General features: G+C 37.5%; 5 protein-coding genes. All 5 read right to left on the reverse strand.

What is annotated here, in order from left to right; translation table 11 throughout:
• Window positions 1–32: 32 nt before the first annotated feature.
• A complete protein-coding gene (locus FJR08_RS07860) occupies window positions 33–1,811 on the reverse strand; it encodes an ABC transporter ATP-binding protein/permease (protein WP_168632778.1) in 1,779 nt (592 codons plus the stop codon).
• 294 nt (window positions 1,812–2,105) lie between these two features.
• Window positions 2,106–3,119: a hydroxyacid dehydrogenase gene (locus tag FJR08_RS07865; protein ID WP_168632779.1), complete on the reverse strand. Its 1,014-nt coding sequence runs from the start codon at window positions 3,117–3,119 to the stop codon at window positions 2,106–2,108.
• Window positions 3,120–3,169: 50 nt separating this feature from the next.
• Window positions 3,170–3,928 carry an aspartate/glutamate racemase family protein gene (locus FJR08_RS07870; protein ID WP_168632780.1) on the reverse strand — a complete coding sequence of 253 codons (759 nt, stop codon included), beginning with the start codon at window positions 3,926–3,928 and terminating at the stop codon, window positions 3,170–3,172.
• Between the two features lie 41 nt (window positions 3,929–3,969).
• A complete protein-coding gene (locus FJR08_RS07875) occupies window positions 3,970–14,418 on the reverse strand; it encodes a non-ribosomal peptide synthetase/type I polyketide synthase (RefSeq protein WP_168632781.1) in 10,449 nt (3,482 codons plus the stop codon).
• A 36-nt stretch (window positions 14,419–14,454) separates the two neighbouring features.
• A complete protein-coding gene (locus tag FJR08_RS07880; protein WP_015078936.1) occupies window positions 14,455–15,387 on the reverse strand; it encodes a cyclopropane-fatty-acyl-phospholipid synthase family protein in 933 nt (310 codons plus the stop codon).
• Window positions 15,388–15,423: the final 36 nt, after the last annotated feature.

A 15,423-nucleotide genomic window follows, 5' to 3' on the forward strand; every position in this document is an offset into this window, starting at 1 on the left:
TGCTACATGATAAAAGCAGCAAAAAAATTCAATTATGAACTATTTTTTTTATTTCGATAATCTTTGACAGTCAGAAGTTGCCAACTAGAATTTTGTGAAAGTTCCAGAACCCATTGATGATAATCAAATAGACTTTCTCTATGTCCAACACTAATAAATGTTGTTTTCGTCTCTTGTAACTGTTGATATAAATTCTCTTCATTCTTCAAATCCAAAGCACTGGTCGCTTCGTCTAAGATAGTAAAGCTAGGATGAGTCACTAATAGGCGTGCAAAAGCCAGGCGTTGTTGTTCTCCTAGTGATAATATGTTTTCCCAAGGCAGCTCAGTATCAAAACTATCAATTCGACTGAGCAAGTTTTGCAGGTTCACTTTTTGCAATAGTTCTTTGAGTTCTGCATCGGTCATCTGACGATTTCTATTAGGATAAAGCAACTGTTCGCGCAAAGTTCCTAAAATAATGTAAGGACGTTGGGGTAAAAACAACAGGTCTTTTAGAGAAGGTCGCACTAAACGGCCAGTTCCTGCATTCCACAAACCGGCGATCGCGCGCAATAGTGAACTTTTACCGCGACCACTAGGGCCGACAATCAATAAACCTTCTCCCGGTTGAACAGACAATGATAAGTCTTCAACGATTACCTGCTCATAGTTAGGCGTTTGTAAGGTAACATCCTCAAAAGCCAGACGATTTTCTTCTATGGTTTTAATAGTGCTGACATTCTCAGGTTGTTTGGTAACAACTTCTAAAGCATCCGAGAAATAAGCTAAACGCTCAACATAACTGGAAAATCTTCCAGAAGTTCCAAATTCATCAATTAATGTTGCCAGACCATTAGCAAACATACTGCAAGCTATAACTGCTTGGTTAACTTGTCCAAAATCAATTTCACCTCGAATATAGGCAGGTGCAAATATTAAAAACGGAAACAATTGGATTACAGATCGATATCCTCTATTAAAAATGTCTTTATTTTTTTCCCAATTAATTTTACTTTCAGAATTTTTCAAGAGAGTATTAAATCTGCGGTCAATTATATTTAATTCTTGGCTTTCTCCTTGGAAAAAAGCTATAGATTCAGCATGATTCCGAACATGAGTTAGGCTGTAGTTGTAGCTTGCTTTAGATTCAAGTTCCTCTTGCGTAATCTTATCTAATTCTTGACTCATATAAGCAGCAATCAGATTACCTATAATAGTATAAGTAAGTAGAATTGCTACTACTAGTTTGGAAATTGACCAAAGAATTATTAAAAAAGTTGTCATTTCCAGGACTTTTTCCAACAAAGTAGCAGAAAAATTTAGAGCAGTCCTGGCAATAGGTTCGATTTCTTGAGATAGACGTTGGTCTGGGTTATCGATATCGGAGCTAAAATTGATTTTATAATAGGCACGATTGCTAAAATATTTTTCTAAAATCTGCTTGTTGAGCCATTGATACCAATCAAGGGCAATTTTTTTTCTGACAAATTTAGAAAATCCTGTTAAGAGGGTGATTAAGAGCAGCCCAAAGGCGTAAAGTGCTAACGTCTTAACAAATTTAGAAATATCTTTATCTTGAACAATAACATCGACTAAATAGCGATCAACAAAGCTATTAAAGGCAGTTATGCCCACAAGCCCAATTATTAATAAAATGAGGAGAACAAGCATTCCCCATGCCTGAATCACATCTGAAAATGCTCTTACACCTGGCTCTGTTGGAAACCAGTAAGGGGCGGCGATCGCTTTTACAGCCACCCAAAACTGAGTAAAATTAGCAAGGAAAGCAGTATTTTTTGAAGCTTGATTATAAATAACTTGATTTTGCATATTATACATCTTGCAAAAATAATATTTTACTATTATAAATTATTATGAAACTTTGTTTTATATTTCATAAGGTATAGCTATCAAATAAGAAAAATACATTATTAATATTGATATTTATGGCTCTTGCGTTTGTTTTATGGTGGTTGAGGATTGATTATCACAAAACCCTTACGGGGTTACGGGACAAGGGTTATAAACTATAATGCCCATATTTTGAATGAAATGCCGACACAATAAGGTTTTCAAGGATTCTGAACTAGGTTCTCCATAAAAAGTACCGAAGAACCTAAAAAATTATGAATTCCAAACTTTAGGATTGATGATGTAAGGTGGCTTCTCGCCCTGAAGCACTTGCAATATTTGGTTAGCTGCGGAAAGTGCAGCAGCCATACCAGCTTCAGGTGTAACTCCAGCTAGATGAGGTGAGAAAATTACATTGTCAAACTCATATAAAGGATTATTAATAGCTGGAGGTTCTGGCTCAAACACATCGATTGCAGCTCCTGCTATTAATTTTTCGCGTATAGCTGTAACTAAATCTGGTTGGCGAACTACCTTTCCACGAGATGTATTGATTAGAAAAGCAGAAGGCTTCATTTTCTTAAAAGCTTCTAGATCGAACATTTCACAAGTCTCATCAGTTAGCTCAGGATGCAAAGATACAAAGTCAGATTCAGTAAGTAGGTAGTCTAAATCTTGTACTAAAGTTGCTCTGACGGCATCTGCTTTACCGCTTGGAACATAAGGATCGTATGCTAAAACTCGCATCTGCAATGCTGTACTACAAATTTTCGCAACAGCACTACCAATCCTTCCCAAACCAACAATACCAAGAGTTTTTCCTTCTAATTGAATGGGTTGTACCTGATTACGAATTAAGTAGTTTCCTGCTTTGACACATTGATTGAGAAAAGTTAGTTTTTTAGCAAGTGCTAAAATCATGGAAAGTGTGTGTTCTGTCACAGCCGTTGTTGACAAGCCAGGATTATTAACTACCACAATTCCCCGTTTTGTTGCAGCAGCAATATCAATTGCATCAGTTCCAAATCCAGAAGTACTAATAACTTTTAAATTTTTTGCCAATCCAATTGCTTGGGCATCTAATTTAGTAGGATAACGGACAAATACGCCAGATACATCTTGAATAGCTTCATGGATTTGATGCTGCTTTGGTTCTTTGATAATCTCGACATTAGTGTATTCTGCGAGCAGTTTTTCACCTATCTCATCATACATTTTACCAATTAAAAGAACTTTATGATTTTTAGTCTTGCTTGGGAAATTTTGGGGGGGGTAAATAATTGTCATGTTAATTAACCTTAATTTGTTTGATACAAAGATGCTTTAGACTCAAGATTTTATGAATGAAATTGCTGAGATAATTTCATTGTTTTTGTCAGCAAAAGAGAATTAGATGAGGATGAATCTAATAACTGAAAAAAGGTTTCAGCTATAGTAGTTAAAGGGTCAATTGCTTGAATAGAATCAATTCTATTAAACTTGAGATGTTTGGCGAGAATATGAAATTCTGTACAACCAGAAATAAAGGAACGAGTATTGTATTTATCTAACAGTTTTTGAACATCTTCAAGAATTATTAGGGGGTTTTGTCCTCGTTTTAATACTTTAAAAATCATCTCATGAATCAAGTGATAATCTTTTTCATCTGGAGAAATAATCATATTTGCAGCAGTACAACCTTGCTCAAACAATTTTTTCTTGTAAGTACCTGAACCTGCAAGTAAAAGTGCAGGTTCATCATGTGCTTGTAGTTGTTGATCAGCAATTTTAATTAAAGAGATTACTTTATTAGTCTGATGCTCTGGTAGATGAGCCAAAGCATAATGAGCAGTACAACAACCAATCACTATGCGGTCTACTAATTGATTCAGTTTTTCTAAATGTATTTGCACAAAATCAATGAATTCTCTTTCATTTCCGCTATGCACTGAAGTCGTGCGATCTGGTGCAGCAGGAAGTGAGAAAACGATAACGTTGGGTGCTTCTTGTTCGTTGTCTATATACTGGTTGTATTCATAAATAGTTTTGAGAAATTCAATAGTAACTACAGGCCCCATTCCGCCTAAAATTCCCAGCACGGGTAGTTTTTTATTCATAGTTTTTCTCCAAATTTGCAATTCTTTATTTGTATAAATTACTAAAAATTAAAATTTGTGGCGAAAAGACTGTTATCTTCTTGACAGGCTTTATCTGTGTGATCGCACAGATGTAATAATGGTGTGTCAGGAGATTTGACTACTTCTTCTAGAAGAGTTTCTAACAACTTTATCATCAATGAAATACGTTCGTTAGCGAATATATCTGTGTTGTAGATTAACTTCAAATATAATTCCGCTTCGTCCACAAAAATGAACTCTAGATCAAATTTAGCAGTAACAAGTTCCTGCTCAAGGGTATTAACAGCAATTCCATCTATTGCTAGGTCTACATTTTGATTATTTTGCAGAACAACTACAACATCAAATAAAGGGTTACGGCTAGGATCGCGTTTAAAATTTAAATCTGATACTAGTTTATCAAAAGGATATTCTTGGTTATCATATGCCTCTATTGTGGTTGTTTTCACTTTTGCCAGTAAAGTAGCAAAGCTATCGTCTACTGTTATTTGATCGCGCAAGACTAAAGTATTAACATAAAAACCTATTTGTTCTTCTAAATCGGGATGATTTCTTCCAGCAATGGGAGAGCCTACTGTAATTTCATTCTGCTCGGTATAGCGAAACAGAAAACCTTTGACTAATGTTAGTAAGCCCATAAATAAACTAGCTTCTTGAGTCTTAGTTAATAACTCAAAATCCTTGATGAATTCTTGATTTGGCTTCCAGATAACCACAGAACCAGAAAAACTTTGTACGGCTGGTCGAGTATAATCTAAAGGTAAATCAAGCGGTGCTGGAGCAGGAATCAGTTTAGGTAACCAGTAATCCCTTTGTGCTTGCAATTTTGGTGTTTGGAGTTGCTGATTTTGCCAGGAAGTGTAGTCTTTATAATGAATTCTTAGAGGTGGGGGTAATTCTACATTCTCTTTTCCATAGGCATGATAATGTGCAGTAAAATCTTTAATTAAAACGCCTGCTGACCAACCATCTGAAATGATATGGTGCATATTGAATAGGACTATATTACTCTGTTGACTCAGCTTTAGTACATTAATCTTGAGTAGAAGACCGGATTCTAAATCAAAAGTAGTTTTGGCATTGTTACGAATAGCTTCAGCAATTTTTGCTGCTTGGTTTTCATCATCTACTAAGTCTATTTGATTGACTGCAAAATCTACCTGTTCGTTTACTATTTGACGAGGTTCGTTATTGATTAAAGTAAACGTAGTGCGTAAAATTTCATGGCGTTCTATCAATTTTTTAAAAGCATTTTCAAAGGCAGAAATATTTAAATCACCATTGAATTGATAAGCACTGGGCATTCCGTAAGCATAATGGTTATGATCAAGGAATTCTAAAGCCCAGAGACGGCGTTGTCCATGAGACATGGGATAAGATGCTTGTGGAGTTATCGCTGGTATGGGTTCTTGATAGTTAGATTGAGCTTTAGATATTAAAGCTGCTAATCCAAGAATTGTGGGAACTTTGAAGAAATCAGCTAATTTAACTAATACATTTAATTCTTTATGGACGTGAGTGACTACTCTAGAAAGGAGCAGAGAGTGTCCGCCGATTTCAAAAAAGTTATCAAAAATTCCAATGGGATGTTTAGTGAGAATTTTTTCCCAAATATGGACTAGCTTTGATTCTAAAGTATTACGCGGTGCAGTATAAGAGACTTGTGTTAATTGATCTGTTGGCTTGAGAGCGATGAGCGATCGCAAGTCAAATTTGCCATGTTTAGTTAAGGGAAATTGCTTTAAGAAGATAAAGGAACTAGGAATCATGTAAACTGGCAAATATTTAGCTAAAAATTCTCTGATTTCAGAAAATTTTATATCTTTATCAGTTTGACAATAAGCAGATAATTGAATTTGGTTATTTACCTCTATAGGTAAGACAATTGCTTTCTCAATCTCGGCATAGCGGCTAATTTGGTATTCAATTTCTCCTGGATCTACACGATAGCCATTGACCTTAACTTGATTATCTTTTCGCCCTATAAATTCAATCACACCTGGAGCAATTTGTTTACCTAAATCTCCCGTTCTAAAGAGAATTTTTTCTGAATTTAAAAAGTTGGGTTGAAATTTTTCTCTGGTAATTTCAGGAAGATTACGATAACCAACTGCTAATGCTGCACCTTCTACGCAAATTTCACCGATTACGTGCAGAGGTACGGGGTGATTGAATTCATCTAAGACAAATAATCGATTGTTATGGAAAACCTGACCAAGAGGTACGTCTGTATTTAAGTTGTCGTCTATTGTATATTGAGATACTCCTACACAAGTTTCTGTAGAACCGTAGACATTGCTGACAATTTCAGCAGGGAAGCGTTTCCGTAAAGCGATCGCAGTTTCTCGGTCTAATTTTTCTCCCCCGCAAGAGATATATTTTAAAGTGGGGATAGTTTCTTCGGGTGCGAGTACAGCTAAAATTTCTCGGTAAATAGATGGTGTTGTGTGCAGTACATTGATTTTGTTTTCTTGTAAAAATGAAACTAAATGCCCTATATGCTGTACTTCGTACATATATAAAGCAGCACCTATGGTTAAAGGTAGGAAAATATTACGAAAAGATGGGTCATGGGTGACAGGTGCAGTGAAGATATAACGCCATTCAGGATGTTTATTTAAGTTAAATGTCAGTCGTAAACTCCGAATTACATTCAAAATAGAAATGTGACGACCCATGACTCCTTTAGGGTTTCCGGTAGAGCCAGAAGTGTATAAAATATAAGCAATTTGGTTAGTGTCTGGTTGGAAATTAGGCTCATTTATGTCAAAATCCGTCAAAATATTGTCGATTTTATCTAAGCAGATTGCTTCGATTTCTTGGGGTAATTGGGAGATAAAATTACTCTCGGTAAGACAGAGATGACAGCCACTATCTTTTAAAATAAAATCGATGCGACTGCTAGGATATTGGGGGTCTATCGGCACATATATCGCCCCGGTTTTAAAAGTAGCCAGAATGGCGATAATTAAGTTTTGATTGCGTCCGATTGCGAGTGCGATCGCCTTCCCCGCACCAAGGTTATATTTCTCACGTAAGTAATTGGTTAAACGATTTACCTTCTCATTCAATTCTCGATAGGTAAGAGTCTTTTCCTCAACTATTAATGCAGGTGCATCGGGTGTAGATTTAACTTGAGCAATAAAGTCATCAATGATTGTAGAATTTTGGGGTAATTCTATTGTTGAACCTGTTAATTTTGCCAATAATTCTTCCTGTTGCACTTGTGTTAATAAATGCAACTCAGACAGTAAAATATTGGCATCTTTAATTACACCCTGCATCAAAATTTCAAAACTTTCTAGAAACTGTTTGATAGTTTCCGGCTTAAACAGTTCTGTATTGTAGTTGCAGTAGATAATCAGTGCGTCATTGACTTCGATGAAATTAAAGCCCAAATCGAAAGGAGTGTAACCAATTGGCTCTGGTGGTAGCGATACGTTCAGTCCTTCAAATTCAGGTAAAGTTAATTTAGGGTCGAGATTGAAAGAGACTGAAATCAGGGGAGAACGCGAAAAATCTCGTTGTAATTGTAAGGCTGCTAATAATTCTTCTAAGGCGTGAGTTTGGTGTTTAAAAGCGGCTATGAGTGTTTCTTTGGTGTGACGAAGATGTGTAACAAAAGAAGCAGTGACATCTGTCTGGATACGAATCGGTAAAAATTGCGAACAAAAGCCAACTAATTTTTCGCTTCCTTCGACTTGTCGTCCAGAAATGGGAATACCAATTACTAAATCATCATGACCGGAAATGCGCCGCAAAAAAGATGTGTAAGCAGCAAACATTGTCATAAATAATGTTGCTTGATTTTTGCGTCCTACAGTCTGTAAATTTTGCCATAGTTGAGGAGCAATAATTTTACTTTCTCTACCGCCTGTGTAAGTTTTGACAGCAGGACGAGGAAAGTCTGTAGGAAGTTCAAATATGGGGATTTCTCCCTCATAAGTTTTTAACCAAAAATCACGATGTTCTTGCATTTGTGGACTTTGCGCTTCTTGCTGTCGCAAAGCTAAATATTTGCGAAACTGCATTGGTGGCGATAAAGATTCTGTAGCAACACCAATTTTTGCTGAATAAAGTTTGCCGAGTTCATTCAAAATTAGCCCTAGTGACCAACCATCTGCAACAATATGATGAGTTTTTAAAGTTAGCAGATAATGTTCAGGTGCTAAACGCATCAGCACAGCCGCAAATAAAGGAGCAACACCCAAGTCAAAAGGCTTTTGCGATAACTCAGTTCTCAATACTAAAGCAGTTGCTTCTGGGTTATCTTCATCCATCAAATTGATTAACGGTAAGTCAATTGTGACACTACTGATTACTTCCTGTAGTTCGCCTTGTTCTAATATTTTGGTTCGCAACGCTTCGTGGCGATTGACTACTTCATTAATCGCTTGTTGTAAAGATGAAATATCTAAAGCACCACGCAATTCTAAGGAAGTAGTCACATTATATGATGCTGAAGCGGTTGTATCTAATTCTGCCAATAGCCAAAGCTGACGTTGCGCTTCACTGGTAGGAAATTGCTGATTTAAATTATTCCTAGCATCTTCATCTTCAGTGCGATCGCTTGCTTCTCTTTTCTTTGTTTGTGGTGGTTTAGCATTTGCGAAAAAACCTGCTTGTCGCAGTTCTATAATCGCTTCTTTGACAGCAGCTACTACTTTATTTATATCCTCATTGGTATGGCGAGTTGAGAGAAAACAAACTCGTTTTTCCCATGTATACACACCTTTGAGATTTAATAAGTAGTAAAAAAGTGGTAATTCGATAGGTTTGAGGAAAATACTATAAGCACCAGAAGATTCAAAGCGAAACAAAGAGCCAAAATGAACAATGCGGATAGGAATTCCTGTTTCTTGAAAGAACTGATTAACCTCAATAGCTAATCGATTAGTTAATTGATTGACTGTTTCTTGAAGCGTTGCGCCTTGTTCACGTAAATGTAAAAGCACTGCCCGACAAGCAGCCAAAGCTAAGGGATGACGACAGAAAGTACCACCATAAGCAGTTAATTCTGTTTGCGGATGGGAATCATCTCCATAACTCCAGAAACCGCCATCAACTGTGTCTAAGAAATCTGCTTTACCGCAGATCATACTGATAGGCAAACCACCACCGATCGCCTTACCATAAACTACTATATCTGCCTCAATCTCAAACCATTCCTGCGCTCCTCCTGGAGTAATGCGAAATCCAGTAATAATCTCATCAAAAATTAGGGCAATTTCTTTTTGTTGAGTCAATTTACGTAATTTTTGGATAAATTCTTTAGGCTGTAAATCTGGTTTACGGCTCTGCACAGGTTCTACTAAAACTGCTGCTAAATTATCAGCTTGCTCTGCAATTATTTCTAGACTTTCTTCCGCTCCATAGGTAAGAACTATAACATCTTCAACCATTCCTGATGGTGTACCAAGACTCAATGGTTCAGCTGTTCCTACTTCCTCGCCAGCGCGGGCTAAAATGCCATCAAAAGTACCGTGATAAGAACCAGCAAAAATCACAATTTTTTGGCGTTTTGTCCGAGAACGAGCAATACGAACTGCTGCCATAATCGCTTCTGTACCAGTATTACTAAAAGCGACTCGTTCTACACCTGTCATTTCACAAATTAAAGCAGCTGTTTCTGCTGCAATATTAGACTGCATTCCTAAACCAATTCCGTGTTGCATTTGTTGCTGAATTTCTGTCAACACAAAATCAGGACTATGCCCAAAAAAGTTAACTCCAAACCCCATCGCTAAGTCGATGTAATCATTGCCATCGATATCACGAAAATATGCACCTTGGGCTGATTCTGAAACGATGGGATACTGAAATTCTTTTAAAGCCATACGGAAGTCAATAGTAGGTTTCACATCAACCATTGTCTTCCGGCTGTTTTGCGAATATGCCTTGGATTTTGCTGTTCTTTGATTATAAACAATCTCTAATTTTTGGATGAAAGCTTGCTGTTGTTCGGTTAAAGATTTACTCTCTGTCAGTTTTAAAGCTAGTGGATTCAAATTTGGAGAACTAATTTTTTGGGTAGGGGGTGTGGTTTCTGTTTTGCTTGTTTTAGGAGTAGGCGCAGTTTCTGTTTGAATCAACAAAACTTCTGGTGTATTGCTTGGTGCAACAGGTGCAGATTGCAGTATTTCTAATTGCTTGATAATAGTTTTTTCATGAATATCTTTGAGTTCTTTCAAAGATTGCAATTGAGCCATCATCAAAGCTTCTTTGCCAGAGGTTGGTGTTGATACAGCTACTGTTTTTGATTGGTGATCAATAGCACTTTCAGGAGAACTGGAAGCAATAATTAACTCTTGTCCATTGTAGATGCTGATATTATTTTGTTGAGAATAAATATCTGCATTGACAAATCCACAACGTTTTAAAGCAGCACACCAACTTTCTCCACTTAGCAATGGAGTATCTAAACGTAACTCTTTATCTTGAAAACGCCACCATCCGGGTGTGAGTCCAAAAGTTAAATCAAGCCATGAATTATTTTCTACTGTTTCTAGTAATACCAAGTAACCACCAGGTATTAGTAGTTCTCGAATATTATTGAGTGTTTCTGTAATATTTCGGGTACTATGAAGCACGTTAGCAGCAACAACTATGTGATAGGAATGCGCTGTTAACCCTTGAGAAACGGGTGATTTTTCAATATCTAATTGATTGAAGTTAAACTTATGCCTATTTTTAAATTTTTGCCGTGCTTTATTGAGGAGAACAGGAGAAAGTTCAGTGAAAAAATAAGTTGTATGATTGAGATTTAAATTATTAACAATTGCTTCAGATGTCGCACCTGTACCACCTCCCACTTCAATAATTTGGTAAGGGCGATCGCTACTAGAAAAATTATTTAAAATAGAGTTAATTGCTTGGGATACTCGTTGATTCATCAAACGAGATACAGGAGAATTGCCATATATACTTTCTGCATGGACAACTGAACCTGCTGGGAAAATTAACTCTAAAGGATCTATATTTCCTTTGAGAACTTCTGCTAAATTTTCTCCACAACGTTGTAGCATATCCAATTCAGGTTTTGCTGCTGGACAAATTGTTTGCAGATTCTCTATAGCTTCTGGTAAAGAAAAAGGCGTAGGTAGGCTTTTTACTATCCATACATTACCTTGATTTTGAATAATTCCAGTTTGCTCTAAAGTTTTTAAATAACGATTAACTAAAATATGATATTTTGAGGCTATGGGTAAGGTTTGTAATAAATCCTCTGTTGTCCAGGTGTCTGCTATACTTAGTCTTTTACCTAATACTTCTAAAGCTTTCAAGATATAAGCAACAGCAATTGGTTGTAATTGGGAAATCACCCACAGATAATTATTTAATTCTGACTCGGAATTAGATACTTGAACTGAGGTTTTAGTTAAAATATCATTTATTGCTGTTTCATCAGATGTATTTGATGGTTTTTGTTTAATATAATCAGATAGATAAATAGATATTTCGTCAATTGTTTGTAAATCAGTAAATAATTGATCTATCTTGACTTTTACGCCAAATTTTTCTTCAATTTTGCGAACAAAGTCGGTCAAAATAATCGAATCTGCTCCCAGATTTAATAATGTCTCATCATCTCTAATGTCATTTTCATCTTCTTTAAGTAGCAAAGCCAAGATAGACTTTAATTTATTACCGATTTCTTGCTGATTTTTTTTGATATTTGCAACTTTTGCTAAATTCATATTAGTCTCCATTAGCTCTCTTTCTAAAGGCACTTCTTTGGTCAAACTTGATTCTGATAAAACAGTAGATTTAAATTGAAAACGTTTTCTTTGAAAAGGATAATTTGGTAATTGGATATTTCTATAGCCATAATCTTTATTGAATTTTTCGGCGTTAAAATTAACTCCATTAATGTAGAGTTGGGCAAGTGCTGATAGCATCGTCTGCCAGTTATCCAAGCCTCTATTGAGAGAACTAAGCCATATAGCGTCATCGTTATAACGACGGCCTTGTTCTGCTAGTATTGGTCTTGGACCCACTTCTAAAAATAGGTTATATCCTTTGTTTAACGCCGTAATTAGACTCTGGAAATACTGCACTGCTTGACGGCTTTGTTGTCTCCAGTAACTTGCATCAGGCGCAGTTGTTAAAGGTTGTCCATCAATTCCTGAAACTAGTAGAATTTGAGGAGGATGATACGAAACCTCACGAGCAGCAATTTCAAAATCATCTAAGATTGACTCCATTAATGGAGAATGAAAAGCCCCATTTACAGATAGTAATTGAACGGCTATTTTTTGGCTTTTGCAGTTGGCGACAATCTCATCAATACTATTACTTTCCCCAGAAATCACAATTTGTTGAGGATGATTAATAGCCGCGATGGAAACTGTATTACCATAGTTTTGAATGAGAGCAGATACCGTAGCTTCATCTGCAAAAACTGAAGCCATTTTTCCTAGAGGTGCAGTTTGCATTAATTGCCCACGTTTAACAATTAATGCTAGACCTGCTTCTAAACTAAATACTCCTGCAATACAAGCTGCAACATATTCACCAACGCTATGGCCAATTAGTAAACTAGGTTTGATTCCCCAAGATTGCCACAACATGGCAAGTGAATATTCTAGAGCAAATATAGCTGGTTGAGCGTATGCAGTTTGATTGAGTAAATCTGTGCGATCGCCAAATAATATTTGTTGTAGTGGAAACTCTAAATAATTTCCTAAAATGTCTGCACATTGATCAATATATTGGCGAAATGTCGGTTGGGTTTGGTAAAGTTGATTACCCATACCCGCATAACAAGCTCCTTGACCAGTGAAAAGAAAGACTATTTTAGGGTATTTTTCTCCTGTAAAACGTCGATGAAAAATCCCATGATCAATATTTTTTTCCTCAGCAAAAGCTGCTAATCTTTGTTGCAACTCTGTCAATGTATCTGCAACGATCGCTAAACGTTCAGGTAAAGACGACCTACCAATTGCTGCACTATGACAAATATCTCCCATCTCTGGATGAGACTCTAAGCGGGTGTGAAAACGTAGTGCTAGTTCTTTTAAACCCGTTTCGCTATGAGCAGAAATCGTCAACAGATGGCTGGGACGTTGCAGTTTAATTTCTGGTATGTTGGCAGCAGGTGCTTGTTCAATAATTATGTGAGCATTGGTTCCAGAAAAACCGAAGGAACTGACTCCAGCGATACGGACTTGGCCATTGTTCGACCAGGGTATGGCTTGACTAGGAATTTTGATCGGGTATTCTTGCCAATTAATCAGGGGATTGGGTTCTTGGAAGTGGAGATGAGACGGAATCTCACCATGCTGGAGGGCGAGAATTGTCTTGATTGTGCCTGCTATCCCTGCGGCAGCTTCGAGATGTCCGATATTAGTCTTAACTGAACCGACGTAAAGAGGTTGCGATCGCTCTCCATACACAGCCGCGATCGCGTTCATCTCAATGGGGTCGCCTAAAGAAGTACCCGTACCATGTGCTTCTACATACCCGACTTCCTGGGGTTTGACTCTAGCATCAGCTAAGGCTTGACGAAGTAAATCTTGTTGGGCGGGGCCACTGGGAACTGTTAAACCGGCGGCTGCACCGTTATGATTGACCGCAGACCCCCGTAGTAATGCGAGAATGCGATCGCCATTTTTTTCAGCGACAGACAGGCGTTTGAGAACTAAAACCCCGCATCCTTCGCCCCGCACATATCCATTTGCAGCCGCATCAAAAGTCTTGCAGCGACCATCGGGAGACATCATCCCCGACTGACAAAGGTTAATCGTAATTGCCGGATCTAAGATGAGATTGACACCACCTACTAAGGCTATTTCGCACTCATGATTTCTCAAGCTGCGAATAGCTTGGTGAAGTGCAACCAATGAAGAAGCACAGGCTGCATCAATAGACATACAAGGTCCGCGGAGGTTGAGAAAATAAGATAACCTACCTGCTGCTGCACTTAGGGAGTTTCCTGTACCAAAAAAAGAATCAATTTCATCATACTTGCTTTTGTAGACTGTCATCGCGTGGTCAACACTAGTGATACCGACAAACACACCCACGCGATCGCCTGCTAAATTAGTTGGTGGTAAATTGGCGTTTTCTAACGCTTCCCACGCCACCTCAAGTAATAACCTGTGTTGAGGATCCATTGAAGTTGCTTCGCGGGAAGATATGGAGAAGAAACGGGCATCAAATTCTGTAATATCCTGTTGTAAAAATCCCCCATAACGAGTGTTCATTTTGCCAGGAGTAGGCTCTGGAGCATAAAATTTTGAGATATCCCAACGGCTTTGAGGAACTTCTACAATTGCATCAAGTCCAGCTTGACAAAAGTTCCAATAAGCTTCAGGAGAACTGATTCCTCCAGGGAAACGACAACCCATTCCCACAACAGCAATCGGCTCACTTTGTCTAGTTTCTAATTCAGTAATGCGAGCCTGCATTGCCTCCATTTTTGTGAGGGTTGTAGCTATTAATTTTTTATAATCTGTATTTTGAGCCATGCTTTTGTCCGCGATTTTTTGATTGTCTGGTAATATCTAATCCGGTTTTTCCCCTGAAAATAAAAGATAATCATCAAAAGCCATAAACCAACCTCTATCTCTCGACCAAGCCTCAAGACCTGGATTATCTTGCTGGAGATTGATCACTAAATCGTGTTTACTAATGCCTTTACTGGACTCAGCAAAGTAACGCACAGCAGCAGGCCAAACATATTCACTAATTGATACAGCTTGGATATTTACAAATCCATGTTTTTTGAGTTTTTCAACATAAATATTGCGGTCATATTGGTTAACAAAAGGAATACACATTTTCTTGCTATTGACGCGCAGCCAAAAGTCAATATTTCGTCCTACTCTTGGCAGACAATCAGCTAATGCTAACTTTCCACCGGGGCGCAAAACTCGAAATGCTTCCGCAAAAAAATCTTCACGAGTATTGAAATGAAAAGCACATTCTAAAGCTGTAACTTTATCAAAAGTATTGTCCTCACAAGGAATGTTAGTTGCCGAACCCACCTGAAGATTTATACGTTCAGATAATCCCGCCTTAGCTACTCGTTCTTGAGCAATTTCTACTTGTATTTCTGTCGTATTTATCCCAGTAATTGCATCTACATTGTTTTCACGCACCCAGAGTATATCTTGTTCAGCAAAACCGAAGCCGACATCTAAAACTTTGTCTCCAGGGCTAAGTTTGGCAATTTCTCCCAATTTCCGGGCTAAAGCAGCACAGGCTCCGTTATAAGTCGTTTCCTCTTGCCAATAGCCAAAGTTGAGCCATTGGGGAACATTGGGATCGTGAAGATCACACTCTCGTTTAGCTATCCTAGTATAAAGTTCAGATACCTCAAATTTATCTCGTAAAAACCAAAGTTCTTGAAGTGGATTCTGGATAAATTCTTTGATGATTATCCAGCGATTGCGCCATTCATAGTTGAAGGGGATTTTACCAATATTTTCCAACACTTTACTCTCCTATTTATCAATTAAAAATTTTTGACG

The organism is Dolichospermum sp. UHCC 0260, assembly GCF_009711985.1.
GTDB classification, from domain to species: domain Bacteria; phylum Cyanobacteriota; class Cyanobacteriia; order Cyanobacteriales; family Nostocaceae; genus Dolichospermum; species Dolichospermum lemmermannii.

Coding starts and splice junctions, on each gene's coding strand:
- FJR08_RS07860 (WP_168632778.1), bottom strand. CDS start 1,811: ATGCAAAATCAAGTTATTTATAATCAAGCTTCAAAAAATACTGCTTTC.
- FJR08_RS07865 (WP_168632779.1), bottom strand. CDS start 3,119: ATGACAATTATTTACCCCCCCCAAAATTTCCCAAGCAAGACTAAAAAT.
- FJR08_RS07870 (WP_168632780.1), bottom strand. CDS start 3,928: ATGAATAAAAAACTACCCGTGCTGGGAATTTTAGGCGGAATGGGGCCT.
- FJR08_RS07875 (WP_168632781.1), bottom strand. CDS start 14,418: ATGGCTCAAAATACAGATTATAAAAAATTAATAGCTACAACCCTCACA.